This window comes from Erythrobacter donghaensis, assembly GCF_002155425.1.
GTDB classification, from domain to species: domain Bacteria; phylum Pseudomonadota; class Alphaproteobacteria; order Sphingomonadales; family Sphingomonadaceae; genus Erythrobacter; species Erythrobacter donghaensis.
In genome coordinates, this window is sequence record NZ_MUYG01000007.1 from 315,522 (window position 1) to 339,761 (window position 24,240).

Annotated in this window: 21 protein-coding genes, 1 tRNA gene and 1 pseudogene; 13 read left to right on the forward strand and 10 right to left on the reverse strand. The window is 64.6% G+C overall.

The window, feature by feature from the left end; genetic code table 11:
- Window positions 1-29: 29 nt before the first annotated feature.
- Window positions 30-896, reverse strand: a complete 867-nt coding sequence (locus tag BZF59_RS04505; protein WP_245806014.1) for a hypothetical protein — start codon at window positions 894-896, stop codon at window positions 30-32.
- Window positions 897-1,384: 488 nt separating this feature from the next.
- On the opposite strand from BZF59_RS04505, the gene BZF59_RS04510 reads away from it, so the two are divergent.
- From BZF59_RS04510 to BZF59_RS04530, 5 genes are all read left to right on the forward strand, one after another.
- Window positions 1,385-1,981, forward strand: coding sequence for an energy transducer TonB (locus BZF59_RS04510; RefSeq protein WP_245806015.1), 597 nt, complete (start codon window positions 1,385-1,387; stop codon window positions 1,979-1,981).
- A gap of 66 nt (window positions 1,982-2,047) precedes the next feature.
- On the forward strand, window positions 2,048-2,824 hold the full coding sequence (locus BZF59_RS04515; protein ID WP_086607043.1) for a MotA/TolQ/ExbB proton channel family protein: 777 nt from the start codon (window positions 2,048-2,050) through the stop codon (window positions 2,822-2,824).
- A gap of 123 nt (window positions 2,825-2,947) precedes the next feature.
- The gene (locus tag BZF59_RS04520) at window positions 2,948-3,475 is read left to right on the forward strand and encodes an ExbD/TolR family protein (RefSeq protein WP_211277346.1); all 528 of its coding nucleotides are present in this window, start codon (window positions 2,948-2,950) and stop codon (window positions 3,473-3,475) included.
- 30 nt (window positions 3,476-3,505) lie between these two features.
- Entirely contained in the window at window positions 3,506-3,937 is a 432-nt protein-coding gene (locus BZF59_RS04525; RefSeq protein ID WP_086607045.1) for an ExbD/TolR family protein, read from the forward strand.
- A gap of 176 nt (window positions 3,938-4,113) precedes the next feature.
- The gene (locus tag BZF59_RS04530) at window positions 4,114-4,548 is read left to right on the forward strand and encodes an ExbD/TolR family protein (RefSeq protein ID WP_245806016.1); all 435 of its coding nucleotides are present in this window, start codon (window positions 4,114-4,116) and stop codon (window positions 4,546-4,548) included.
- Between the two features lie 86 nt (window positions 4,549-4,634).
- On the opposite strand, the gene BZF59_RS04535 is transcribed toward BZF59_RS04530, so the two are convergent.
- The 7 genes from BZF59_RS04535 to BZF59_RS04565 all read right to left on the reverse strand — a co-directional run bounded on the left by BZF59_RS04535 (window position 4,635) and on the right by BZF59_RS04565 (window position 14,349).
- Window positions 4,635-7,112: a ligase-associated DNA damage response DEXH box helicase gene (locus tag BZF59_RS04535; protein WP_245806017.1), complete on the reverse strand. Its 2,478-nt coding sequence runs from the start codon at window positions 7,110-7,112 to the stop codon at window positions 4,635-4,637.
- 1 nt (window position 7,113) lies between these two features.
- Window positions 7,114-8,022, reverse strand: coding sequence for a DUF2059 domain-containing protein (locus tag BZF59_RS04540; protein ID WP_086607046.1), 909 nt, complete (start codon window positions 8,020-8,022; stop codon window positions 7,114-7,116).
- A gap of 72 nt (window positions 8,023-8,094) precedes the next feature.
- Window positions 8,095-9,702 carry a hypothetical protein gene (locus BZF59_RS04545; RefSeq protein ID WP_086607047.1) on the reverse strand — a complete coding sequence of 536 codons (1,608 nt, stop codon included), beginning with the start codon at window positions 9,700-9,702 and terminating at the stop codon, window positions 8,095-8,097.
- Entirely contained in the window at window positions 9,699-11,417 is a 1,719-nt protein-coding gene (locus tag BZF59_RS04550; protein ID WP_342744111.1) for an Hsp70 family protein, read from the reverse strand. The genes BZF59_RS04545 and BZF59_RS04550 overlap by 4 nt, the downstream gene beginning before the upstream one ends.
- Window positions 11,418-11,545: 128 nt before the next feature.
- Window positions 11,546-12,961, reverse strand: a complete 1,416-nt coding sequence (pgmG, locus tag BZF59_RS04555) for a phosphoglucomutase/phosphomannomutase PgmG (RefSeq protein ID WP_086607048.1) — start codon at window positions 12,959-12,961, stop codon at window positions 11,546-11,548.
- A 186-nt stretch (window positions 12,962-13,147) separates the two neighbouring features.
- Entirely contained in the window at window positions 13,148-13,480 is a 333-nt protein-coding gene (locus tag BZF59_RS04560; RefSeq protein ID WP_086607049.1) for a J domain-containing protein, read from the reverse strand.
- Entirely contained in the window at window positions 13,480-14,349 is an 870-nt protein-coding gene (locus BZF59_RS04565; RefSeq protein WP_086607050.1) for a division plane positioning ATPase MipZ, read from the reverse strand. The genes BZF59_RS04560 and BZF59_RS04565 overlap by 1 nt, the downstream gene beginning before the upstream one ends.
- Window positions 14,350-14,446: 97 nt before the next feature.
- On the opposite strand from BZF59_RS04565, the gene panC reads away from it, so the two are divergent.
- The 5 genes from panC to BZF59_RS04590 all read left to right on the forward strand — a co-directional run bounded on the left by panC (window position 14,447) and on the right by BZF59_RS04590 (window position 17,791).
- A complete protein-coding gene (gene panC, locus BZF59_RS04570) occupies window positions 14,447-15,310 on the forward strand; it encodes a pantoate--beta-alanine ligase (RefSeq protein ID WP_086607051.1) in 864 nt (287 codons plus the stop codon).
- A gap of 60 nt (window positions 15,311-15,370) precedes the next feature.
- Window positions 15,371-15,444 (forward strand) — tRNA-Gly (locus BZF59_RS04575).
- 43 nt (window positions 15,445-15,487) lie between these two features.
- On the forward strand, window positions 15,488-15,916 hold the full coding sequence (locus tag BZF59_RS16395; protein WP_245806018.1) for a hypothetical protein: 429 nt from the start codon (window positions 15,488-15,490) through the stop codon (window positions 15,914-15,916).
- On the forward strand, window positions 15,913-16,908 hold the full coding sequence (locus tag BZF59_RS04585; RefSeq protein WP_086607052.1) for a DEAD/DEAH box helicase family protein: 996 nt from the start codon (window positions 15,913-15,915) through the stop codon (window positions 16,906-16,908). Before BZF59_RS16395 ends, BZF59_RS04585 begins: the two co-directional genes overlap by 4 nt.
- A complete protein-coding gene (locus BZF59_RS04590) occupies window positions 16,895-17,791 on the forward strand; it encodes a hypothetical protein (RefSeq protein WP_086607053.1) in 897 nt (298 codons plus the stop codon). Before BZF59_RS04585 ends, BZF59_RS04590 begins: the two co-directional genes overlap by 14 nt.
- A gap of 90 nt (window positions 17,792-17,881) precedes the next feature.
- Here the strand turns inward: BZF59_RS04590 and BZF59_RS04595 are convergent, their stop codons facing one another.
- Complete coding sequence (locus tag BZF59_RS04595; RefSeq protein ID WP_158094273.1) at window positions 17,882-20,401, reverse strand: S9 family peptidase; 2,520 nt, start codon at window positions 20,399-20,401, stop codon at window positions 17,882-17,884.
- Window positions 20,402-20,694: 293 nt separating this feature from the next.
- Here BZF59_RS04595 and BZF59_RS04600 point away from each other — a divergent pair, with 293 nt between their 5' ends.
- Complete coding sequence (locus BZF59_RS04600) at window positions 20,695-21,291, forward strand: sce7726 family protein (RefSeq protein WP_086607055.1); 597 nt, start codon at window positions 20,695-20,697, stop codon at window positions 21,289-21,291.
- Here BZF59_RS04600 and BZF59_RS04605 read toward each other — a convergent pair.
- Window positions 21,248-21,934, reverse strand: coding sequence for a beta family protein (locus tag BZF59_RS04605; RefSeq protein WP_086607056.1), 687 nt, complete (start codon window positions 21,932-21,934; stop codon window positions 21,248-21,250). The two genes, BZF59_RS04600 and BZF59_RS04605, sit on opposite strands and share 44 nt — an antisense overlap.
- On the opposite strand from BZF59_RS04605, the pseudogene BZF59_RS04610 reads away from it, so the two are divergent.
- Together BZF59_RS04610 and BZF59_RS04615 are read left to right on the forward strand one after the other, a co-directional pair.
- Window positions 21,908-22,159 (forward strand): annotated as a pseudogene (locus BZF59_RS04610) (tyrosine-type recombinase/integrase); the annotation flags it as partial. The gene BZF59_RS04605 and the pseudogene BZF59_RS04610 sit on opposite strands and share 27 nt — an antisense overlap.
- A gap of 629 nt (window positions 22,160-22,788) precedes the next feature.
- Window positions 22,789-24,165: an IS1182 family transposase gene (locus BZF59_RS04615; protein ID WP_086606213.1), complete on the forward strand. Its 1,377-nt coding sequence runs from the start codon at window positions 22,789-22,791 to the stop codon at window positions 24,163-24,165.
- Window positions 24,166-24,240 lie beyond the last annotated feature (75 nt).

Here is a 24,240-nt window from a genome sequence, read left to right on the forward strand (position 1 = left end):
CGCGCGCGGTCAAGCGGGCATAGGCCCCATCAGCCTTCGGTGATGCGCCGCTCGCAAGGGCCGATCGCCTGCCGCACGAAGGCATAGTCGGTTGCCGCCAGCCGCCGCTCGTCCGCCTCGCGCGCGAGATTGGCATTGCTCGGCAGCTGCGCAGGCAGAGAGCAGGCGAGGCGATACCAGCGCAGCGTTTCGGGCTGGGGCGGGCGCGCCGACGAATCGATGATCTCGCCCCACGACACGCCCCATTGCACCTGCTGACCGGGGCGGCGGAGCACGGTGATCGACACGGGTGAGCGGTTTTCGGTTGCCAGAAAAATCTGCGTCTCCGATTCGCCGGTCAAGGTGCCGGACACCGCCAGCGCATCGCTGATCCCGGTGATCCGCGGCGGCGGGCCTTCGGCGGCGTAGAGCTCGGTCAGGATCGGGCGCAGGCGCGCTTCGAGTTCCGGCGTATAGGCCAGCTGCGCGGTCGGGGAGACCAGCTGCACCTGCCCCGCGCGGCCCGGCACGCTGCGGGCAAACAGCACGAAGTCCTGCTTTTTCAGCTTGGGCACCTTGCCCTTCGCATCGAGCGGCACGTCGACCAGATAGGCCAGTGTGCCGCCCACGCTGCTGCGTCCGGCGATCAGGGCGATGGTCTGGGCCTCGACATAAAGCCGCGCGAATCCCGGTGCGAGGCCGGGCGCGCGTTCGGGTTTCAGCGCGGTCTGGCGGCGAATCTGCGCGCGGATGACCAGCTCCGAAGCCTCGGAAAAGGTCGCCAGATCGGCATAGGTCGGCCCGGTTGACGCTGCGGCGGCGGCCGGAGCCGGGGTCTGCGCATGGCCCGCCATCGGCACCACAAGCGCCGCGCCGAGCACACCTGCCGACATCTTCATAACCTTGAAAAACGGCATTAATTCATCCTTAACCTGTTACCCGGCGGTGGCCTGCCCGCAGCATCGCGACGACACCGCTTCACCATCACTTGTTGCACATGATTCGCAGTGAATCAGCCCTGAACCGCAAAAGCGTTTGATCGGGTAGGGGTTGCCCGTTAAAGCCCGAATATCTGATCGCACGGGACTGGGGACATTGCCGCGCGAACAGTTCAGGTTGCAGGCTGGGCCCAATTGCTCAGAATGTACCGGCCGGGGAAGGTTTCGGGCCATGCGTATTGCGCTGGCCCGTGTTTCTTTACCTGGTGTGGGAGGACCGAAATGACCGGGATCCACCAACCCGCCGTAAAGGCAGGAGGGGTGGTGAGTGTGCCGATCGCATGATCGGCTAGTAATTGGAGAGAAAGCGCTGGATGTCCTACGCTAGCCAACAACAAGGATTGACCGGCCCCAAGCTTGTCGCCCTGATTATCGCGCTTGCGATTGTCGGTGGTGTCGGGACGGGGATGGTCCTCTTTCTGACGGTCGATGCCGTCAAGGAAATGGTCGAACGTGTGACCACCGTGAACGTCAAGGAAGAGGAGCCGCCGCCACCCGAGGAGGAGCCGCCGCCGCCGCCGCCGGAAGATATTCCCGAAGTGACATCGCCGCCGCCGCCTAACGTGCCGCAGATGCCGTTCGAGTTTCCGACCCCCAACAAGTCCGAGACGACCCAGAAGGAAACGCCGAAAGGCGAACCTATCAAGCAGGCGAGCACCAACAACGATGCGCCTGTGGGTGAGCCCGTCAAGGAAAAGGTGCCTTCCAAGGCGCGCGGGGTGAAGACCAAGGGCGAACGCGGCTGGGTGCAGCGCATCACCAACGATTACCCGAGCCGCGCCGCGCGTGAGGAAATCGAAGGGACCGTGGGCGTGCGCGTTACCGTGACCGCCGATGGCCGGGCCACCGGATGTTCGGTCACCTCGTCGAGCGGTTCCAGCATCCTCGACGATGCAGCTTGCAAGGCGGTGGAACGCTACGCTCGCTTCGAGCCCGCATTGAACGATGCGGGTGAGCCGATCAACGCACCGTGGTCGACGCGCATTACCTACAGGCTGAACTGACCGATCAATCCGGCCGGAGGCCACGCCTCCCGGTCGCAGGACAACTTTTCAAAAGGACTATTCGCAATGAACCTTTACCTTCTCGCCGCCGCCGCCGGGGAAGCGCCCCAGAGCCAGTTCGGCTTCGTCCAAGCCATGAAGGAAGGCGGCCCGGTCGCCTGGTCGATCCTTGCCATCATGATCATCATGTCGGTCGGCTCGTTCTACATCATGTTCACCAAGCTGTTCGAACAGAACAAGGTGATGAAGCAGTACAAGTCGGTCGAGACGTCGTTCTGGCGTGCGCCGAGCCTCAGGGAAGGCGCGACCAAGCTCGACAAGGACAGCCCCTGGCGCCAGCTGGCCGACGATGCGGTCAAGGCCCAGGAAGATCACCACAAGATGACCGACAGCCTCGAATCGCATGACTACATGCACGGTTCGCTGCAGCGTTCGGAAGATTCGATCAACGCCGTGCTCGCGGGCGGTCTGCCGTTTCTCGCCACCGTTGGTGCGACCGCGCCATTCGTGGGTCTGCTCGGCACCGTGATCGGGATCTACCGCGCGCTGATCAACATCGGCATCGCCGGTAACGCCTCGATCGACAAGGTCGCCGGCCCCGTCGGTGAAGCGCTGATCATGACCGCGATCGGTCTGCTCGTCGCTGTGCCCGCGGTGTTCGCGTTCAACTGGCTGCAGTCGCGCAACCGCAAGATCGCGGCCATGCTGAGCACCTTCTCGACCGACCTGCTGGCCTACATGAACTCGAACGGCGCCGTGAAGCCGACCACGGTTGCAGCTCCGGCCCCGGCCGCGAAGCCCGCTGCCAAGCCGGCCGCCAACCCGACGCTCAACAAGTCCTGATCGTCATCGCCTGCGTGCGGCGGGGGGCCTCTTTAAGGTTCTCCCGCCGCTGCCCGGTCAGGCACAGTCGCTGCGACCGGGCAGGCAAACCACGTCAATGTTTTGACAGGCTAGGAATTCACAATGGCGATTTCTACGGGAGGCGGGGCCGATACCCCCATGTCCGACATCAACACCACTCCGTTGGTGGACGTGATGCTGGTGCTCCTGATCATCTTCCTCATCGCGGTTCCGGTGGCGATCCAGACGATCGAAAAGCTGGAAATTCCGGTGTTCGAATCGGATGAGTCTAAGGACAAGGTCGAAAACCTGCTGATCACCGTCAGCGCGACCGACGATGCTGGTCGCATGGCCGGGGATGCCGGCTATGCCGGTGCCTCGCGCAACGGCCAGTGCCGAATCTACATCAGCAACATCACGCTGGTCGATTCCCAGGAACTTCAGGATCAAGCTTTCAAGAAGCTCGACGCGATCGTGAAGCGCGCGGGCGGGCCGGAAGCGCTGCAGGCGGATCCGGAAAAGATCCCGCAGGTGCACATCCGCGGCGATGTCAACGCCCCGTGGTCCTGCGTGGCCGGTGCGATTTACCGTGTGCAGGCCGCCGGCTACCCGATCGTCGGGTTCATCTCGAACCCAGTCGATCCGAACTGAGAGCGCAAGCCAATCTAAGGAGAAAACACCATGGGTATGTCTGGAGGCAAGCTCGACGGCGAGCCGATGATGGACATGAACATGACCCCGCTGATCGACGTTCTGCTCGTTCTGCTGATCATGTTTATCATTACCATCCCGGTGGCCACGCACTCGGTCGATATCGATCTTCCGACCCCGCAGCCGCCGACCAATCCGCCGCCGATCGATCCGATCAAGAACAAGCTGGTCCTGTCGGCCAATGACGAGATCTTCTGGAACGGCACCGTTCTGACCCGCGAAGAGCTGATCTTCACGCTCCAGCAGAGCCTGGCCCTGCCGGAAGAGCCCGAGCTTCAGTTCGAGCCCGAAGCGCAGGCCAGCTATGACCTGTCGGCCAAGGTGCTGAATGACATCAAGTCGTCGGGCGTGACCAAGTTCGGCTTCGTCGGCAACGACAAGTATCGCGACTTCAGCAAGTAAGCCGCGCCTTTCGGGGCAAGGATACGAAAAAGGGGCGCTGCGAAGAATCGCGGCGCCCTTTTTTCATGGCCGCGCCGAACCGCGGCCCTTTCGGTAGCAGGGCGCATACCGGTACGCGTTAGGCAACCTCTTGTTTATGGGTTAGATTTGCCGCCTCATCGTCGAGGAGATTGACCATGCCCCACAAAGTCATCCGCCCCAACCGCTACAATGCCCGCCCCCGCCCGATCGGTGACATGAACGTCACCCCCTTCATCGATGTTCTGCTGGTGCTGTTGATCATGCTGATCCTCGCCATCCCGATGCCGGTGAATGTCACCACGGTCGATCTGCCCAGCGATCCACTCCGCCCGACCCTGCCGGTGCTCGATCAGAACACCATCGCCATCGACGCGGCCGATCGCCTGTCGTGGAACGGCGCGCCCGTCACCCCCGGCGAACTGCGCGCGCAGGTCGTGGCGGCCAGCGCGCTGGAGCAGGAACCGCTGCTACGGTTCGCGCCGGACGCGCTCGCCAGTTATGATGTGGCCGCCCACACCATCGCCCTGATCAAGGACGGAGGCGCGCAGAGCTTCGCCTTCATCGGCAACGACAGATACCGCGACTTCTGATCGCTGATGGCGCCGCATAGTTCTGCTAATGTTTCACGTGGAAGCGAAGCTGTGCCGCAGGCACAATCCTTTGTGGAACATCGGCGTCAGCCATCCCCCTCCAGCGGCGTGTCGGGGCGCATTGCGGCGGCGATCAGCCCCTCGGCCTCGAGCAGCAGCTCGTCGTCGACCGCGCCCTGCGGCACCGCCTCGCGGCCGATCATCGTCATTACCGGAACCGCGAGTGGCGAAACCCGGTCGAGCGTCACGTGCACCAGCTCGCGCTCCGAGCGTTCGAGCAGGTCAGCGAGGCGGCCCACATCGGTCATCCGCGCGCGCGCATCGGCCCAGGCGGCCTCGATCAGCACGTGATCGGGCTCGTATTTCCGGAGGACGTCGTAGATCAGGTCGGTCGAGAAGGTGACCTGCTTGCCGGTCTTGCGCTGCCCCGGATGCTGGCGCTCGACAAGGCCGCTAATCACCGCCACCTCGCGAAAGGCGCGGCGCAGCAGGTGGCTTTCGGTCACCCACTCGACGAATTCGCCGGTGAGGATATCGGGTGAAAGCAGAGGGGCGGGGTCGGTCACCGGCTTCAACCCCCACACCGCAAGGCAATAGTCGTTCGCCACGAATCCGCCGGGGAGCAGGCCGCGGTCCTCCATCCGCCGGGTGATCAGCATGCCCAGCGACTGGTTCGCGTTCCAGCCCTCGAAGGTGTAATAGGCGGTGTAGTGCTTGCCGCCATGCGGGAAGCTTTCGACCAGCAGCTCGCCCGGCGCGGGCAGACGCGAGCGCCAGGCCTGCATCTCCAGCCATTCGCGCACATCGTCGGGGAAGCGCCCCCAGCCCGCGCGGTCCGCCAGCATCGCCTGCACCCGCGTCGCCAGATGCGTGGTGAGCGGCAGGCGCAGCCCGCCATAGCTCGGGATCGTGGCGCTTTTCTTGGCGGCGCGGACGGTGACGTCCATGTCCTTCACGCCCTCGACCTCGAGGCTCATGCCGGCAAAGAAGAAGGTATCGCCGGGGGAGAGCTGCGCCGCGAAACGCTCCTCGACCTTGCCGAGACTGCGGCCGTTCTTGAAGCGGACGTTGAGCATCTCGCTATCGACGATGATCCCTGCGTTCATGCGGTGCCGCTGCGCCTGATTGGGATGCGCGAGCCGCCACACCCCGTCCTTGCCCCGCACGATCCGCTGGAACCGGTCATAGGCCTTGAGCGCATAGCCGCCGTTGGAAACGAACCCCAGCACGCGGGCGAAGGTCGCTTCGTCGACCCAGCTATAGGCCAGCGCGCTGCGCACTTCAGCGAGCAGCGCGTCCTCGTGGAAGGGCCCTGCGCAGGCGCAGGCCATCACGTGCTGGGCGAGCACATCGAGGCTTCCGGGGCGGAAGGCCTCGCCATCGCGCTGCCCTGCGTCGACCGCGTCCTTGGCCGCCATCGCTTCGAGAAATTCGAAGCGGTTGCCCGGCACCAGCACCGCGCGGCTCGGCACGTCCAAGCGGTGGCCCGCACGCCCGATCCGCTGGAGCAGCCGCGAGGAGCCCTTGGGCGCGCCCATCTGCACGACGAGGTCGATATCGCCCCAGTCGATCCCGAGGTCGAGGCTGGCGGTGCACACCAGCGCGCGAAGATCGCCGCGCGCCATCGCCTCCTCGACCTTGCGCCGCGCCTCGACCGAGAGCGAGCCGTGGTGGATGCCGATCGGCAGGTTGTCGTCATTCTCCTCCCACAGGCACTGGAAGATGAACTCGGCGAGGAAGCGCGTGTTGGTGAAGACCAGCGTGGTGCGGTTGGCCTTGATCGCCTCCATCAGCTGCGGCACCGCCCAGCGCCCGGCGTGGCCGCCCCACGGCACGCGCTCCTCATTGGGGAGCAGGATCTCGACTTCGGGCTCGGCACCTTCCTCGCCGATGACGAGGTCGGCGGCGGCGATCTTGCCAGCCTCACCGGTCTGCGGGGCGAGCCATTCCTGAAAGTCGCGCGGATTGGCGAGCGTGGCCGACAGCGCCACCCGCTGCGCCTCGGGGGCGAGCGCGTGGAGCCGCGCGAGGCTCAGCGCCAGCAGATCGCCGCGCTTGTCGGTGGCGAAGGCGTGGACCTCGTCGATAACGATGCGCTTCAGCCCCGCGAACAGATCGGCGCTTTCGGGGTAGGACAGCAGCAGCGAGAGGCTCTCGGGCGTGGTCAGCAGGATATGCGGGGGGCGCTCGCGCTGGCGCTTCTTGCGGTCCGAAGGCGTGTCGCCGCTGCGAGTCTCGACCCGGATCGGCAGCCCGATCTCTTCATTAGGGGTCAGCAGGTTGCGCTTCACATCCTGCGCCAGCGCCTTCAGCGGCGAGACGTAGAGTGTGTGGAGACCGTCTCCCGGCACCGCATCGCCCGCGAAGTCGCACAGGGTTGGCAGAAACCCGGCAAGCGTCTTGCCCGCGCCGGTGTCAGCCACCAGCAGCGCATGGCGGTCTTGCTGCGCCTTGGCGAGCATGTCGGTCTGATGCCGCCGCACCCGCCACCCGCGCCCGGCGAACCAGGCGGCGATGTCGGGTGGGAGCGCGGGGGAGGGGGCGTCCCGCTCGGGCTCGATCACGTCAATCGACGGTCGCCTCTTCCGTCGCTGCCATGACCGCGTCGACTTCGAGATTGGCCTCGATCTCCTCGACCGAATAGCCGGTCAGCGCAGCGACCTTGGCGCGTTCCTCAGGGCTGAGATCGGCAAAGCTGCGCGGGGCGGGCAGGCTTTCGGTGCGCGCCTTCATGCGCTCTTCCATCTGGCCGATCATCGCGAACATTTCGGGCATGGCTTCCATGCTGGCCGCCAGCATCCGCTTGTCGCTCGCCATCGAGAGCGATTCGCGGGCATATTTGGCGCCGGTGTCGGTCGCGAAGAAGGCATCGATCGCGGCAAGTTCGGGCGCAGTGAAGCGGATCGCGTAAAGCTCGGTCATGGCGCGGCGCATCGGCGGCTCGACGAGGCCCATGATCTCACCCGTCAGCTCCGGCACCATCGCCTTGATCGCCGTTTCACGCTGCTCCCACACGGGATCGAACAGGCCTAGAGCCTCGGTGGCCTGCTCGTCGGTCATCCCTTCCAGATCGAAGGGGCTGAGGCCGATGAGCGCCGCTAGACCGGCCTTGGCCCCGGTCGGCATCATGTCGCCAAATCCACCGAACATTCCGCCGAACATGTTCTGCGACATTTCAGCCGCAGCACCCTCTGGCCAGATACGGGCCATCACTTTCTCGGCAGCGGGCACGCGCGCCTGCTGTTCGGCGGTGAGCGGTTCGACCTCGATCATCGTCGCGCCCATCATCCCGGCGAGCGCGGCCATCGGATCGTCGGCCCCTTCATCCTCGGCCCATTCTTCCTCAGCCATGTCGTCGGCGGGTGCGGCCTCTGCCATCGCTTCGGACTCGGTATCCTGCGCGGCGAGGGTGGCCGGGGCGGCCAGCAGCGAAAGGGCAGAAGCCGTGGCAAGGATCAGGCGCAGGGGTTTCATCGAATCTCTCCGTTTCAGACCATTACTAGTGCCGCAGGGCCGCCGCTTGCGCCAGCCCCGGGGTGCGGGCAGTCACAGCCAGCGCAGCAGATCGGCGGGCACGCGGCCCGGCTGCTTAAGCATCGCAGTGCGCAACGCCAGTTCGACCCGGCAGCGCGACGGGTGGGCCGGATCGCGCAGCGCGGCGCCCAGTTCGTCCGGACCCAGCCCGGTGCGCTCCATTGCCTCATCGACCATCCAGCCCGGCACGCTGAAGGTCCGCTCCCCCGCCTTGCCGCGATGCCCGAGCACGCCGGCATCGAGCAGCCGGCGCAGCAATTGCATTTCGCGCATGCGCCCGGGCTTGTCGAGCGCCAGCGGCTGGCTCTGGAAATCGCCTTCCAGCACCTGACGGCACTGTTCTGGCGAACCGATGGCCGCGAAGAGCCACAGCTGCTTCAACTCGGCCAGCGCCACCAACTCGTCGAACTCGGCCACCTCGGCGCTCTGCACCGCCTTGTTGCGGGCAAAGGCGAGCGCGGCTTCCGGTGTGGCGCCCTGTCCCATCGCCAGCCTTAGCTGATAGGCGAACGGCGGATCGGCCTTGCGCACCGCGGCCACATCTGTGCCCTCCCCGAAGATGGCGGTCGTCGCGACGACGAAATTGGCCTCGCGCAGCGCCTCGGCGACCGCCACTTCGGAAGGCTGATCGCCGGCATTGTCCCTCTCCGACATGGCGCTGCCCAGCCGTGCCAGCATCGATCCCACCAGCACCAGAATGAAGATCCAGCGCACCACATTGGGCCCCGTGCCGTCGGGGCTGCCCTCCAGCGACCCGACCCTGTCCCACGAGGCAACGCGCTGCGGATCGAGATAGCTTTCCAGTTCGGGATAACGGGTGCGGATGCCGCCCAGCAGCTTGTCGACCTCGACCCGCTTGACCTTCAGCCGGTCGAGCATCCCCGCCGTGCCGGGGCGCGACAGCTCGGTCCATGCCCTGTTGAGCGGGTGATCGGGCTGCTGCACCTTCTCGTGAAAGCGCATCCCCTTGAGCCGCTGGTTGAGGAACCGCAGCGCCGCGCGCTCCTCCAGCGCGCCGGCCTCGTCCAGCCAGTGAAAGGCGGTGTTGGCGGGTTCCACGAAAGGCGCAGAACGCGGCCAGGTGCGTGCGAAGAGCTCGGCCAGCGCGTCGTCGAGCGCATCGTGCTCGGCAAGATCGGCTTCCTCGGCGCGGATGAAAAGCGCATCGAGCGCGGCCAGCCCGGTGTCCAGTTCGGCGTGGGTGACTGCCTCGTCGCTCTGTAGGCCATTGGGATAGAGCACGGCGTGCAGGTCTTTCCACGCCGCCTGCGCGCGCAACTGCCCGGGCGAGAGCTCCGGTTCGGGGCCGGGGAGCGGGGTCTGGATGCCGGGCGCGACGTCCCACGCGCCGTCATTCCCGTCCCAATCGTCCTCATCCCAGCCCCCATCCGAGCCATCGTCACCATCGAGGTCACCGAGGCCGAAATCGTCCTCTTCCTCGCGCTGATCCTGCTTGGCGAGCCACAGCGCCTGATCTCGCGCACGGCGCAATTCGGCATATCCGGCGATGTCCTCATCGACATTGATCGCGCGCAGGGCATCGGCATAGGCCTTGCGGATCGCGCCCGCATCACTGGTGGGATCAATCCCGAGCCGGCTCCACGGAAAGGCGCGCGTCATACCGGCGGATTGGCCTCGATCTGGTCGAGCAGCTGCGCCAGCGCCTCGCGCGCGTCGGCGATGATGCGCGCATCCTGCTTGTCGAGCGCGCCCTGAAACTCGGTCAGCGCCTGCCCGATAAAGTCGCGCACCGGGCCGGTGAAGCCTTCGTAAGCCCGCTCGGCGCGCGCCAGCATGGCGACGTTCTCGGCCTCGTCGCGCGGGTGGACCTTGAGCTTTTCCAGAGCCTTGCGCCGCGCTTCGATATCCTTCTTGCTGCGCCGGTCTTCCTCGTCGACGATCACCAGATTGCGGGTGAGGCCGGTGGCGGGCACGGCGACATCGACTTCGAGCAGCCCGCTGGTGTCGTAGGTGAAGCGCACGTCGACGCTCACCTCGCCTGCGGGCCGCGGGGGGACGGGCACCTCAAGCTCGCCCAGCTTGACGTTCTTCTTCACGTCGCGCGCTTCGCCCTGATAGACCGCGAACAGCACCTTGCGCTGGTTGTCGCCGAGGGTGAAGAACCGCTCCACCCGGCTGACCGGCACGGGGGTGTTGCGCTCGATGATCGGGGCGAAGATGTCGTCGTGCAACCGGCCGTGCGCGTCGCGGGTGGCGCTGTTCACGCCGAGCGTAAAGGGCGCGACGTCGGTGATGCGGATTTCCTCCAGCCCGTCTCCGCCCGACAGGAGCCCCGCCTGAATCGCTGCGCCCAGCGCGACCGCGTGATCGGGGTGGACGGTGGCATTGGGAAAGCGGCCGAACATCCGGGTCAGCGCCTTCCTCACCACCGGCATCCGCGTCGCCCCGCCGACCAGCACGATGTCCGACAGCGCCTTCACATCGATATGGCTGTCGCGCAGCGCCCGGATCACCGGATCGCGCAGCCGCTTGACGAGGCCCGCCGCGGCTTCCTCGAAGTCTTCGGTGGTGACCCGCGCGGTGACGGGGGTGCCATCGGCAACCACGTTGAATTCGGCCTCTTCGGCGGTGCTCAGCGCGCGTCGGGTGCGCTCGGCAGCGAGGGTCAGCAGCGCACGGCGGCTGTCGGCGGGCAGGGTGCCCAACGCCGCCCCGTTCTCGAGCACAGGCTCGACCAGCCGCACCAGCGCTTCGTCAAAATCGTCGCCCCCCAAGCGATTGTCGCCCGCAGAGGCGCGGACCTCGACGATCCCTTCGAACATCTCGACGATCGAGACATCGAAGGTGCCCCCGCCAAGGTCGAACACCAGAAAGGGTTCGCGATCGCCCCGGTCGGTGAGGCCGAAGGCGAGCGCCGCAGCGGTGGGCTCGTTGATCAGGCGCTTGACCTCAAGGCCCGCGATCTCGCCCGCGCGGCGGGTGGCGCGGCGCTGGCGCTCGTTGAAATAGGCCGGGACAGTGATGACCGCGCCCATGGGCCGGGTGCCGGTCGCCGCCTCGACATCGTCGGCCAGGCTGCGCAGCACCATCGCCGAGAGGTCTTCGGGCGTCAGCTTTGTCCCTGCCAGCGTCACCGTGCTGGCAGTGCCCATCATCCGTTTGAAACTGGTGACGGTGTCCGCCGGATGGGTTGCCATGCGGTCCAGCGCGGCTTCGCCCACCCACGCCTGTCCGCCCTTGGCAAGACTGACGGCAGAAGGCGTGAGTTCCTTGCCGAGTGCATTGGGCACCAGCTGCGGCGCACCGTCCTGCCACAGCGCAACCGCGCTGTTGGTGGTGCCAAGGTCAATCCCGACGATCATGTCGCTCGTCATAGCGTGGGCTTCGCGTCAGGCAATTGCAATTGCGGGGAGAATGGCGCGATCCGTGCCGGAACGGCACCAAGCCCGCGCGGCGCGTGAGCGTTGCTTTTCCGGCCGCGCCAGCGGCTTCGGAAAACGCATCAGTGCCCGACGGATTCGCCGCGCTCCAGCCCCGAAGCGGCCAGCTGCGCGTCGATCTGCGCCAGCAGCCGCTCCAGCCCTTCGGGCGTGTCGCTTTCCGCCCGCGCCACCAGCACATCCTGCGTGTTCGAGGCGCGCAGCAGCCACCAGCCGTCGGCGGTGTTCACCCGCACGCCATCGGTGGCGTTGACGCTTTCGACCTCCGGCCCCGGCGCGGTGGTCAGCCGCTCGGCGATTTCGGCCATGGCGGCGAACTTGCGCGTCTCGTCGACCTGAAAGCGCAGTTCGGGGGTGTTGAGCATCGGCGGGATCGCACCGCGCAGCTCGGTCACCGACTTGCCAAGCCGCGCCGCCGCTGCCAGCAGCCGCACTCCGGCATAAAGCGCATCGTCGAAGCCGTAATATTCGTCGGCAAAGAACACGTGCCCGCTCATCTCGCCCGCCAGCGGCGCGCCAGTTTCCTTCATTTTGGATTTGATCAGCGAGTGGCCGGTCTTCCACATCAGCGGCGTCCCGCCCAGTTCGTCGACCCGGTCGAACAGCGCGCGGCTGGCCTTCACATCGGCGATAATCGTGGATCCGGGGCGGGTTTTGAGCAAATCCTCGGCATAGATCATCAGCAGCTGATCGCCCCAGATCACCCGGCCCGTGCCGTCGATCGCGCCGATCCGGTCGCCGTCGCCATCGAAAGCCACTCCGAAATCGAGGTTCTTGTCCGCGACAAGCGCGCGCAGATCGACAAGGTTGGCCTCCACAGTCGGATCAGGATGGTGGTTGGGAAAATGTCCGTCAACTTCAGTAAAGAGCAGATGATGTTCCCCCGGCAGCCGCGCGGCGAGAGCCTCCAGCGCGGGGCCGGCAGCGCCGTTGCCGGCATCCCAGCCGACGCGGAGATTCTGCAGCGCCTCGGGATCGATCCCGGCCAGCCCCTCGAGCAGGCGCTCGACATACTCGCCGAGGATGTCGCGCGTGCTGACCGCGCCCATGCCGCTGGCGAAGGCTCCGTCTGCTGCCAGTTTCCCGAGCTTTTGGATATCGGCGCCGAAGAACGGTCGACCCATAAATACCATCTTGAAGCCGTTGTAATTGGGGGGATTGTGGCTGCCAGTTATCTGAATGCCGCCATCCACCTCTTCGGCTGAGGCTTCGGCGTAATAGAGCATCGGGGTCGCCCCCATGCCGATCCGCACCACATCGCACCCGCTCGCCGTCAGCCCTTCGACCAGCGCGTGTTCGAGCATCGGCGAGCTGACGCGCCCGTCATAGCCCACCGCCACCGTCGTTCCGCCCGCCTCGCGCAGCAGCGTGCCGAAGGCCCGCCCAATCGCGCGCGCATCATCCGCGCCCAGCGTCTCGCCGATGATCCCGCGAATGTCGTATTCACGCAGCACGGTGGGGTGGAAGTGGTGTTGCATGATCGCAAGAGGCTCCTTGTGGCGTGGTGTCGCCGCATCATGGCGCCGCCGGGGTGAGGGGCGGTCGTGGCTTTTAGCTTTGGGCGCTGAGGGATGGGCCTGTCGCTTTGCGCCGAAAGGATCGGCGCGCGCGACTATGCCCCATCCGTGCGGCCAGAGCCGTCAAACCCGTGGCGCGCGTTTGTGTCAATCCTGCGATTGCGGGGGCCAATCATCGTCCGGCCCGGCGATCGGCGCACCCGGCAGTTCGGACAGCAGCAGATCGCGCGCGGCATTGGCCTCCTGCATCGCCGCGGTGGTGCCGCCCTTGTCGGGATGCACCAGCGTCACCAGCCGGCGATGGGCGAGGATGATCTCCTCGCGCGGGGCACCGGCCTCGACCCCCAGCAGCTTGCGCGCGCGGAAGATTGCCTGCGAGCGTGTGGGCGCGGGGCGCAGATACTCCCACGGCCACTTGCCCAGCGCCCAGCGGCAGAACACGCTCAGCGCGATTGCAAACATGAGGATTTTCGGCAGCATCAGGCCAGCTCCAGCGCGCCCTGCTCGGGATCGAAGGCGGGCAGGCTCAGGGTCTTGACCAGCGCGCGCAGTTCCTGCCGGGCGACGAGGTGACTGGTGCCAAGCTCGCCCAGATGCCCCTTGTCGAGCAGGGTCAGCCCGCTGGGGAACAGCTCGCGGTAGATCACGCGTTCGCTGAGGCCCTGCGTCACCCGGAACCCGACCCGCTTGGCCATTTCATTCAAGGCCTTGTGCAGACGCGCCTGGTTGCGCGCCTCGACGTGGCCGGTGCGGTTTCTGACCACGATCCAGTCCATCTCCGGGCGCTGCTGCTCGATCGTCATGCGGCTGCGCTTGAGCCGCGCTTCCCAGATTAGCTCGGCGAAGAACGAAAGCTTGCGCACCTTGAAGGTCTCGGCATCGACCTGCCCGATCAGATCGAAATCGACGAAGCTGTCGTTCATCGGCGTCACCAGCGTGTCGGCGTGCTCCACCGCAACGCGGGCAAACGGGTCATCGCGCCCCGGATTGTCGATAATGAGGAAATCGCAGGTCGCCTCCATCCGCCGGATCATCGCGATCAGATCGCCGGTGGTCTCGCCGCGGAACACCTCGCATTCCGGGGTCGGCAGGGTGAGGCCGCGCTTTTCGAGCGTGTTCAGCCGGTTCTCGATATAGCGGTGCGTGGTGCGCTGGCGCGGGTCGAGATCGATCGCCGCTACCCGCGCGCCGAGATAGGACAGCGCCACCGCCACGTGCACCGCCGTGGTCGACTTGCCCGTCCCGCCCTTCTCGTTGGCGAACACGATCCGGTGCGCCTGCCCCTGACGCAAGCGGCGCCCGGCGAGCACGGGATCGGATGGTTGGGCGCTGGCAGCAGCGGGTGACATGGCAGGTCTCTTCGCGAAGCTCGAAGGCGGAGCGGCTTGAATTGGGACAGCTTGCGCCGCTAGGGCACGGTTTCGGTGTATCCTTGGAGGCGCGCAGGTGCAAACGGTCAAGTCGCTGGGAGTGTTGAGAACCACTCTGGGACAATGGCGCAACAGCGGCGCGCGCATCGCGCTGGTGCCGACGATGGGCGCGCTCCACGAAGGCCACCTCACGCTGGTGCGCCGCGCGCGGGCCGAGGCGGATCGCGTGGTCGCCTCGATCTTCGTCAACCCGAAGCAGTTCGGCCCCAACGAGGATCTCGATGCCTATCCGCGCCAGCTGGCCGCCGATGCCGCGATGCTCGAGGCCGAAGGCTGCGCACTGCTCTGGGCTCCGGGGGTGGAGGCGATGTATCCGCCCGGTTTCGTCACCAATGTCGGCGTGTCGGGCGTGAGCGACGGGCTTTGCGGCGCGGCCCGTCCCGGCCATTTCGACGGAGTGGCGACGGTGGTGCTCAAGCTGTTCAATCAGGTGCAGCCCGACCTCGCGTTTTTCGGGGAGAAGGACTTCCAGCAGCTCGCGGTGATCCGGGCGATGGCGCGCGATCTCGATCTCACCGCGCCGCAGGTGGGCAACATCATCGGCGTGCCCACGGTGCGCGAGGCGGACGGCCTCGCGATGAGCAGCCGCAACCGCTACCTCACCCCCGATCAGCGCGCCGCCGCCGCCGCCCTGCCGCGCGCGATGCAGACCGCGATTGCCGCGATGGAGGGAGGTGCGCCCGGCGCGGATGCCTTGGCGCAGTTGCAGGCCGAGATCATCGCGGCGGGCTTTTCCAGCGTCGACTACGCGGTGCTGGCCGATGCCACGACACTCGCCCCGCTTGCAGCCCCGGGAAAGAACCCCGCCCGCCTGCTCGTCGCCGCCCGGATCGGTGGGACGCGGTTGATCGACAATATGCCGGTCGCCCCCGCCACCTGAGGCCCGCGCCATATTGACCTCAGGCCGCCATCAATGGCATGGGCGCTGCCACGGCCATGAGCGGGTATAGCTTAGTGGTAAAGCTCCAGCCTTCCAAGCTGGCTATGCGGGTTCGATTCCCGCTACCCGCTCCACAATTCCCGGAAAGCCGCAGAAAACCGCCAATCCGGAGGCGGCATGCGCACCTATTCCCCCATAGCTTCTCACATAGCATCTCACACGGCTGGACGTAACGGTTCCGGCAAGATGATGCTGCTCGATGTATCCGCCACCGGCGAAGAAAACCTGATCGAGACGCAGGCAGGCGATGCCATGAACGACCTCGAATATCGCCGCCGTCAGCTCGAATCACTGCAGGAGCGGGTGATCGATCTGGAGGATCTGTCCTCCGGCGTATCAATCACCGATCTGACGCTTAACGACCTCCGGCTCGATCTGGCTCGGCTCTCGCCCGAAGACCGCGAGGCGGTGGCGCAGCGGATGTGGGCCTCGGCACGGACAACAACCGTTCGGCCACCAAGGCCAATCTCGCCGCGATCCTGCGCCAGCGTCACGGCGACCGCATCGCCAAAATCGCGAGCATCTAGGGCGTGGCAAGCACCATGAAGTTCGTCTTCGAACCCGACCTTGCGCACCAGAAGGCCGCGATTGACGCGGTGGTGGACCTGTTCGCCGGACAGCATGAACGCCAGTCGCTGTTCACCATCGCCCCCGGCCAGATCGCGGGCGAACTGGAATACAACGAGCGGCTGCTCGGCTACGCGAACCGCTTCGACCTGCTGCCCGAACAGGTGCTGGAGAACCTGCACATCGTGCAGGAGCGCAACGCCGTGCAACTATCGCCTACCCTAGAGGTGAAGGGCGACAAGCGGAGCGGTGAGGGCGATTATGGCATGGACTTCACCGTCGAAATGGAGACGGGGACGGGCAAGACCTATGTCTACCTGCGCACCATCTTCGAGCTGAACCGGCGCTATGGCTTCACCAAGTTCGTGATCGTGGTGCCCTCGGTCGCGATACGCGAGGGGGTGAAAAAGACGATCCAGCAGACCCGCGACCACTTCCGCCAGCTGTATGACGGCGTGCCGTTCGAAAGCTTCGTCTATGACAGCTCGGACCTCTCGCGGATCATCGATTTCGCCTCGTCCTCGTCGATCCGGGTAATGATCGCCACGGTGCAGTCGCTGGGTTCGAAGGCGGCGGTGTTCCAGCAGGCGCGCGAGCAGACGCGCGACATTCCGGGCGTGGAATGGGTGAAGAGCACGCGCCCGATCCTGATCGTGGACGAACCGCAATCGACCGGGCGGACGGCGGACAGCGCCGGGCGCAAGATCATGCGGGCGATGGAGCCGCTGGCTAGCATTGGGTATTCGGCCACCCACGAATTCGATTTCCACCCCATCTACCGTCTGGACGCCTTCGACGCACACGACCGGGGGCTGGTGAAATCGATCGAGGTCGATGGCGCACGGATACAGGACGCGGAGAACAGCCGTCACCGAGAGAGAGGTAAGTGCTGCCGCCACCCATACGGCAGCGCTCGAGATTGTTCGAAGCGCAACGACAGCCCAAGGCCATGCGGACATGCGCATCGCTGAGGTTGAGCGCCGCGAAGAGCTGGTCGCGGCCGAGAAATTGGCGATAGCCAAGGACAAGATCGCAGCGGAGGCCTTGCTCAACAGCGCGGCCACACGCATTGCCGAAGCCGAGGCAGCCGAAGCGGCAGTGCCGAAACTAACCGCGCAATTAACGCAAACGAAGTCGGAAATCGAAACGGCGAACGCGGATCTCGAACGCGTTCGGTCAAAAGTTGAAGCAGGGAAAACCGCAGAGGTTGCAGAGCGAAACAGCGCGGCCGCTGCAGAACGTCAACGCGATGCGGATCTTGCGGCTGCCGATGCAGCCCGGGCAGAGGCCGATGAGGCGCGTGACAAGGCAATGGCTGAAAAGACCATTCTTGCACAAGTTCAAGCTGATCGAGCCGCACTGGAGGCGGAGAAGGCGAGCTTGCAGGGTGACGTCGACACGCTTCGCGCTAAAAAGGAGAGCCTTAATCTCGAGAAGCAGCTGTTTGAAAAAGAGCGTGCCGAGTTTGATGAAGTCAGAAACACGCATACGATATCGGTCGAAATGCTGGCAAAGATTTTCGGATCGAACAAGCACGCCCGGATGAACGAAAATACCCTTGAGGTTTTCGCTCCAGGACAGTTCGACGGTGTTCCTCAAGTGACCATGGACGCAACTCGGTTTGCTCCGTGGCTGCCCGCGCTGGTGGACACATACGCAGGATACAATGAGCAATGGTTCTTACTTGGCAAAATCGAGAAACAGTTGGCGGACCATTTTCGGACCTTGGCAGAGCAATATCCGGAGAAGCGGACAGAACTGCGGGCGCAGGCAGAGCAAATTAAGGCGTTGGCAGCACCGCACCAGAAGCCAATGTGGCAAATACCTGATCAGCAGGGAGGGGTCGGTGGCTGACGTGCACATTGCGTCGTCCGCTTTCGGGAGGGCGATCCGGCCTGGTCTATGACTGGAACTGGGTGGAAAACTGCCCGTCCGCTTCGAGCTTTAGTCAGTGATACCGAGGCGCGCTTCTGCGTAACCGCCATGCTTTAGGTGGAGATCGAACCAGTCGATCAGCTCGCGTGTGATATCGCGGATGTTGGCGGGCGAGTTGGCGAGAGAGTGGTTCTCGCCCCAGTAGCGCAGCAGCCTTGCCGCACGACCCTTTCGACGTAGCAGCGAATAAAGCGCCTCTGGCTGCGAGAGCGGCGCACGAGTGTCGAGTTCCCCATGGATCAGCAGCAGCGGTGTCTGGATCCGGTCGGCGAAAGTAATGGGCGAATTGCGATGATAGAGCGCGGGATCGGTGGCGGGATCGATCCTGAAGCCGAGCCCGCTTTCATAGATTGGCCCGTTGGCCGCCATGTCCTGTTCTATGCCGGGCCAGCCCCGCGCCGCCGGATCGAACGCGCCGTAATTGGTGGCAATATCCGTCGCTCCGGCAATGCTGGCCGCCGCCTTGAAACGGTCGGTCTGCGCGATTAGCGCACTGACGGTGTAGCCGCCGAAGCTTTGGCCGAAAACGCCGACGCGGTCGTTGTCAGTGATGCCCAGTTCCACCAGCTTGTCCACGGCAGGCAACACGCCGCCCGGGAACGCCGCCAAGGGCTCGCCCGGTGTGTCGCCCCGCGGGACCGGGATGGCGGGAATAGCCACGACATAGCCGCGGCTCGCGTAAAGCTCGAGGTTGTAAAGGCCCGCCATGTGCGGATCGAGGAAGAAGTCGTCGACCCCGGATGGCTGGTAGCCGCCATAAACCCACATCAGCGTGGGGTAGCGCCGCGTGGGATCGTAATCGGCGGGGAGCAGCACCGCCATCTTGAGCGCGGTGCCATCTGTATGGCGATAGTCGATCATGCGCCGCTCGCCCCATGCGATATCGGCAATGTGCTGGTTGTGCTGCATCAGAGCGCGGGGCGTGGCGGGATCGTCCCAAGCCGTGAAGTTTACCGCACTGCCTTCGAACCCGTTCTCGGCCCAGACAATCCCGCTGCAATCATGACCGAGCGGCCGGGCGGACGACGCGAACGTGATGCTGGCCGGACGCGGGCCGTCGGCGGTCCAGAGGCTGTAAGCGGTGGCTCCGTCTTTCCGCTCCGCGAAAAGCCGTGCCGCGCTGCTACAACCGGTTGCTCTGGAAGCTGGCCAGGACACGAACCGGCGCACGGCGGGGTCGAAGCGGACAGGGCCGGTCTTGCTCTGCCCGATGATCTGTCCCTCAGTGGAGGTGCGCAGGCCTGCAAGCCCTTCGGCGTTGCCTTCAACCTCGCTCATTCGGCCACTACGCACATCGACAAGCCGCCAACCGCTGCTTGCCTTCGCATCCCGCGCCAGTATCCGTGTCTGGTCGGCCCAGAGCGCATAGGATGTCTCGCGCCAGTGCGCTGGCACGGCGTCATCAAAGTTCAGGCCGGGGGCTTGAGCAGTCAGCGCGAGGTCGTTCGCGGCGAGGGTCCAGAGGCTCGCCGATTTCGCGTCCGCCGCAGCCCGAGCACGGACGGAGACATATTCCGAACCCGGCGACCATCCGATGATGTCGAGCGGATATTGTGCACCGCTCGGCGTCTCGACGAGGTGCAAGGCGGGCCGTTCGCCAAGATCGAGCATGAACAGGACGTTCTCCACCGCCCATGCCATCACATTGGGAATAGCGGGTGACCGGCGGTGCGGAGGGATGGCCCGAACCGGCGCGAGGATTGCGGCGCGGCGGGCATCGGGCGAAAGGGCGATGGTCAGCGCGCCGAACATCGGAAAGGCTGGCACTTCGCCGAGCTTCGTTGTCGAATCATCGGTGAGATTGAAGATCACCAACTCGGCCGTGTAGCGTCCCTCAGCCAACTCAGCCGCCATTGTTGCGCTGTCGGAGCGCGATACCGTCGGCACCTCGCCCCCACGCATCTCCGCGCCTGCCTCTGATGCCTCGCGGTGGAACTTGGCGTAGCGATCCACCATCGCCGAACGTTCACCCTGCGGCATCAGCACCGCCAAAAGGCGATCCGGGCCGAGCCACAGGAAGGGGGCGTTCTCGTCATTCTCGCGGCACGTATTCGGTAGGCTTGCGCCTGCAGTCCGCAGGTCGAGCTCGTTGAGCGGCGAGCCGTAGCGCACCTGCGTCATCATCGCGCGATCACTGACGCGCCGGGGCGCGTCGGCTCCGCGTTCCCAAACATAGAGGCGCACATTGTCACCGCCGCGCGGTTCGCCCTGTTCGGGCGCGGTCGACAGCATCGCCAGTCGCTGTCCGTCGGGGCTCCAGTAGGGGCACCAGAAGCCTGCTGCGGCCCCTTTGCCATCGGTCAGCCGGCGCAGCTGCGACCCGTCGCGCTTCACCAGCCAGATATCGGTGCGCGAGGAATCGATCTCGTAGGAATTGCGGCCATAAACCTCGCCCGAGGTGGCGGGGCGAGGCATCGCGATCGCGATTTCTTCAGAATCCGGAGAGATGTCAGCGCGGTCGACCGCCACGCTCGCGAGCACATCGTCGATGGACAGGGGGCGGGCAGCGGCTGAAGCCCCTATCAGCATCGACAGGAGGCAAACGAGAGCTGCTCTTGATGAACGTATTCCGTAAGCTTCCAACATTGTCGGCCTTTGACGCAAACATTCCCTGATCTTTCGAGGAACTTAGCCAATCATCGCGACGGCGGCTATGGGGTCGATTGCTGAATGGCAGCTGCTGGCCAGATTTTCGCGAAAGCTGCCTAACGTGGCCGCCGAACGCGTACGGCGTATGAGGACAGCATTCGTGCTCGTCGGTTGGGCACGATGCGTGACATTAGCCGTTGCCACTCTGCCATAACCATGGCTATCGATTCGGCATGGCTTCGAGACCACTTCGGGACAGTGATGTTAGGCAAGCCGCCTATCGACGATTGCTGGCGCACGCCCAAGCCTGTCCCGACACCCTTGTCGTAGACGAACTCGGCCTGGATCACGGCACCTGCCGGATAGATATTGCCGTGATCAACGGCCACATTCGCGGCGTTGAAATCAAAGCAGAAGCCGACACCCTGGAGCGCTTGCCGAGACAGGTGGCCGCGTATGGTGAAGTCGTAGACAAAGCCTTGTTGATCGTCGATCCGAAGCATTTGGCTTCGGCCATGACAATCGTGCCTGACTGGTGGGGTGTTATCGTCGCCGAGCGCGGCAGGACACAGGGCGTGCGGTTCCGTCGCCTTCGACCGGAACGAGCCAACAAGGGCGTCAACCCGCTTGTGCTGGCACGCTTGCTGTGGCGCCCCGAAGTTCAGGCTATCCTCAGAGAGCTTGGCGTTTCAGAACGAGATCTGCGTGCGCCCCGCGAAGAACTTTATCAGCGGCTCGTTTCTTTGATGCAGTTGCGGAAGCTTTCGAGCGCCGTTCGCACCGCACTCAGGTCCCGGACAACCTGGCGAGATCAGAAACCACTTTTGTGATGTGCTGATTGGTGGCGACCCATTTCCAGGTCGTTGGATTGCCCATCTTCTCGGTGCCGAGCCGGCAGCCGTCAATGTATTTCGAACCCTCCGAAAACCCGATCCCAGCAAACGTGCCAGAAGCGACGATCGCGCCGCACAGGTCGGGATAAGCGTGATTGTTGTTCGACTTCTGGCGCTTGGATTTGGCGACCAGCCAGGCATCGTCGATAGCGTATCGGACGTTGGGTGAGCCACGCATAAAGCGCATATCGCCCTTTGGGAATTCGACGGCCGCGACGGCGTAGTCGCCAAATCCCGGGCGGCGGATCGGATCAGACAACGCCGCCATTAGAGCCTTATACAGCAGCCATTCCCGTCGCGGCAGCACGTCAAGGCCAAATTTTAGGCTGCTCAGGCTGTCCGGAAAGGATGTAGCCAATACAGTGACCGACCGAGCTGAGGAAAAAATCCCGCCGCTCGACAGCACTGAAGCGATAATCGCAATCAGCATGTCCTGAGGATCAAATTTCGGGTTCCCGAGATCGAGTAGGATGTCGATGTCATTTTCCGAGCAGCCGAGCTGAGCGATCAATGCGCGTGCATTAGCGTCGAAATCGGGGTCGAGGGCTTCGTCTATTCCACCGATGAAATGACCGCCCATGGCTTCCGCGCGATGGCCTCAACCCTCCTCAACGAATGCGGCAATTGGCACCCCGATGCAATCGAGCGGGCCCTCGCCCACGGCGACAGCGACAGAATCCGCGCCGCCTATCATCGCGGAGCACATTGGAAGGAACGTGTGGCCATGGCCCAATGGTGGAGCGACCACCTCGATCAGCTGCGCAAGGGGGCTGAGGTTGTGCCGATCAAGACGGGGAAGCGGTGATTAGTCTGGAGAAACCGCAACTCGTCTATGATCCGCGAGCGACTGGAGAATTTCGACTTCTTTTCAGATTTTTATAGCTAAGCGAGTTGCCCACCGCTCGCCGCAAACCCGCATAACTCGCTGGCGGGTCATTTGTGCACAAGCCGTATTTCCTCGGATATATCAGAGATATGCAACCCGAATTCGCGGGGTAGGGTGTGCTCAATGTTCCCCAATTGCGCGGTTCGGATTGAATGCCTCTGACGCTTCCAGCTTGGCGCTCTTTGACATTCGCCCAGAACGGAGCCTCCGGCAGGCTGGGCTGCAAAGCCTGAATCGTGTTCTGGCGCTTTTTGCGGCACACAATGTGTCAGCCATTGACCGTTGGTCGAATCGATCGCTTGGGCGAACAGGGGCGGAAAGTGGCTGTCTAATCAGCCAGACGAAGACGGCAGCTTCCGCCCCAAACCCCGACGTTCACGGACCCCTGATCGAACATCTGGTTTCCTTAGAATCCGCCATTCCGCTTTCGGGATCGCGCGCGGGTCCGGCCCACGACCGAGAATGGGTGGATTGTGTTGAAAAACTCCTCCTTGCAATCGGGCTAAAGTATTGATTCTATGTCTTGGCAGACAAGCGGAGACGGTCGGATGATGGGTGAGCGGACGGTGGCGCAGGAGGCCCTGTTCTACAGCTTCAACCTGGAGCGGCATGTTCCGCAGGATCATTTGCTGCGCTCGATCGATCGGTTCGTCGACCTGTCGGGCATTCGCGAACATCTGCGTCCCTTCTACAGCTCGACCGGACGACCGTCAGTTGATCCCGAGTTGATGATCCGGATGCTGATCATCGGCTACTGCATGGGCATCCGGTCCGAGCGGCGGCTGTGCGAGGAGGTGCATGTCAACCTCGCCTATCGCTGGTTCTGCCGCCTGGGGCTGGAAGGCGATGTGCCCGACCACTCGACCTTCTCGAAGAACCGTCACGGTCGCTTCCGCGACAGTGATCTGCTGCGCCAGCTGTTCGAGACGACCGTGGCGCGCTGCATCGCCGAAGGACTGGTCGGCGGTGAAGGGTTCGCGGTCGATGGCAGCCTCGTGCGCGCCGATGTGAACCGCCAGCATGCCGTCGATCAGGCCGATGGCTTGCCGGACCCGGCCACCAGCCATGCCGTTCGCGAGTATCTGGCTGTGCTCGACGATGCGGCCTTCGGGGGCGCAACCCCGGTGCCGCCCAAGCAGTTGGCGGTGGCCGATCCGGCCGCACGCTGGACAGCGGCAAGCCGCGAGCGTGCCTTCTTCGCCTATGCCACCAACTACCTCATTGATCTCCAGAACGCAGTGATCGTCGATGTCGAGGCGACCACCGCCATCCGTCAGGCCGAGGTGACCGCCCAGCGCCGCATGATCGACCGGACGCAGGAGCGCTTCGGCCTCTGGCCCGAGCGGCTCGTGGGCGACACCGGATATGGCGATGCAAGGAACCTGTCCTGGCTGGTCGAGGAGCGCGGCATCGAGCCGCACATCCCTGTGTTCGACAAGTCTGCCCGCCGCGATGATACCTTCGAGCGTTCGGCCTTCACCTTCGACCATGAGGATGACAGCTATATCTGCCCTGCTGGCAAGCGGCTGCGCCAGAGGCAGAAGGTCTATCGCGAGGAACGTCCGTTCGTCGATGAGAACGGCATGTTGCGTTACCGCGCCAGCAAGCTCGACTGCAGTGCCTGCGCTCTCAAGCCGCGCTGTTGCCCGACCCAACCAGCGCGCAAGATCCTGCGTTCAGTCCACGAGGGCGCCCGTGATCTGGCCCGCGATATCGCCACGACCGACGCCTATCTGGTCTCGCGCCGCCAGCGCAAGAAGGTCGAGATGCTGTTCGCGCACCTCAAGCGCATCCTCAGGATGGATCGCCTGCGCCTGCGAGGTCCAAACGGCGCAAGAGACGAGTTCCTCCTCGCAGCCACCGCCCAAAACCTCCGGAAAATGGCCAAGCTGATCCCCATGCCAGCCACCACAGCCCCCGCATAAGCGGGGGCGAAGCCTCAGAGCGCCGCTCAGGCTCGCGCCAGCGCCGATCTCAGCGCCGGGTTTTTCAACACAATC

Coding starts and splice junctions, on each gene's coding strand:
- BZF59_RS04505 (WP_245806014.1), bottom strand. CDS start 896: ATGCCGTTTTTCAAGGTTATGAAGATGTCGGCAGGTGTGCTCGGCGCG.
- BZF59_RS04510 (WP_245806015.1), top strand. CDS start 1,385: ATGGTCCTCTTTCTGACGGTCGATGCCGTCAAGGAAATGGTCGAACGT.
- BZF59_RS04515 (WP_086607043.1), top strand. CDS start 2,048: ATGAACCTTTACCTTCTCGCCGCCGCCGCCGGGGAAGCGCCCCAGAGC.
- BZF59_RS04520 (WP_211277346.1), top strand. CDS start 2,948: ATGGCGATTTCTACGGGAGGCGGGGCCGATACCCCCATGTCCGACATC.
- BZF59_RS04525 (WP_086607045.1), top strand. CDS start 3,506: ATGGGTATGTCTGGAGGCAAGCTCGACGGCGAGCCGATGATGGACATG.
- BZF59_RS04530 (WP_245806016.1), top strand. CDS start 4,114: ATGCCCCACAAAGTCATCCGCCCCAACCGCTACAATGCCCGCCCCCGC.
- BZF59_RS04540 (WP_086607046.1), bottom strand. CDS start 8,022: ATGAAACCCCTGCGCCTGATCCTTGCCACGGCTTCTGCCCTTTCGCTG.
- BZF59_RS04545 (WP_086607047.1), bottom strand. CDS start 9,702: ATGACGCGCGCCTTTCCGTGGAGCCGGCTCGGGATTGATCCCACCAGT.
- BZF59_RS04550 (WP_342744111.1), bottom strand. CDS start 11,417: ATGACGAGCGACATGATCGTCGGGATTGACCTTGGCACCACCAACAGC.
- pgmG (WP_086607048.1), bottom strand. CDS start 12,961: ATGCAACACCACTTCCACCCCACCGTGCTGCGTGAATACGACATTCGC.
- BZF59_RS04560 (WP_086607049.1), bottom strand. CDS start 13,480: ATGCTGCCGAAAATCCTCATGTTTGCAATCGCGCTGAGCGTGTTCTGC.
- BZF59_RS04565 (WP_086607050.1), bottom strand. CDS start 14,349: ATGTCACCCGCTGCTGCCAGCGCCCAACCATCCGATCCCGTGCTCGCC.
- BZF59_RS16395 (WP_245806018.1), top strand. CDS start 15,488: ATGCGCACCTATTCCCCCATAGCTTCTCACATAGCATCTCACACGGCT.
- BZF59_RS04585 (WP_086607052.1), top strand. CDS start 15,913: ATGAAGTTCGTCTTCGAACCCGACCTTGCGCACCAGAAGGCCGCGATT.
- BZF59_RS04590 (WP_086607053.1), top strand. CDS start 16,895: ATGCGCATCGCTGAGGTTGAGCGCCGCGAAGAGCTGGTCGCGGCCGAG.
- BZF59_RS04595 (WP_158094273.1), bottom strand. CDS start 20,401: ATGCTGATAGGGGCTTCAGCCGCTGCCCGCCCCCTGTCCATCGACGAT.
- BZF59_RS04600 (WP_086607055.1), top strand. CDS start 20,695: ATGGCTTCGAGACCACTTCGGGACAGTGATGTTAGGCAAGCCGCCTAT.
- BZF59_RS04605 (WP_086607056.1), bottom strand. CDS start 21,934: ATGGGCGGTCATTTCATCGGTGGAATAGACGAAGCCCTCGACCCCGAT.
- BZF59_RS04615 (WP_086606213.1), top strand. CDS start 22,789: ATGATGGGTGAGCGGACGGTGGCGCAGGAGGCCCTGTTCTACAGCTTC.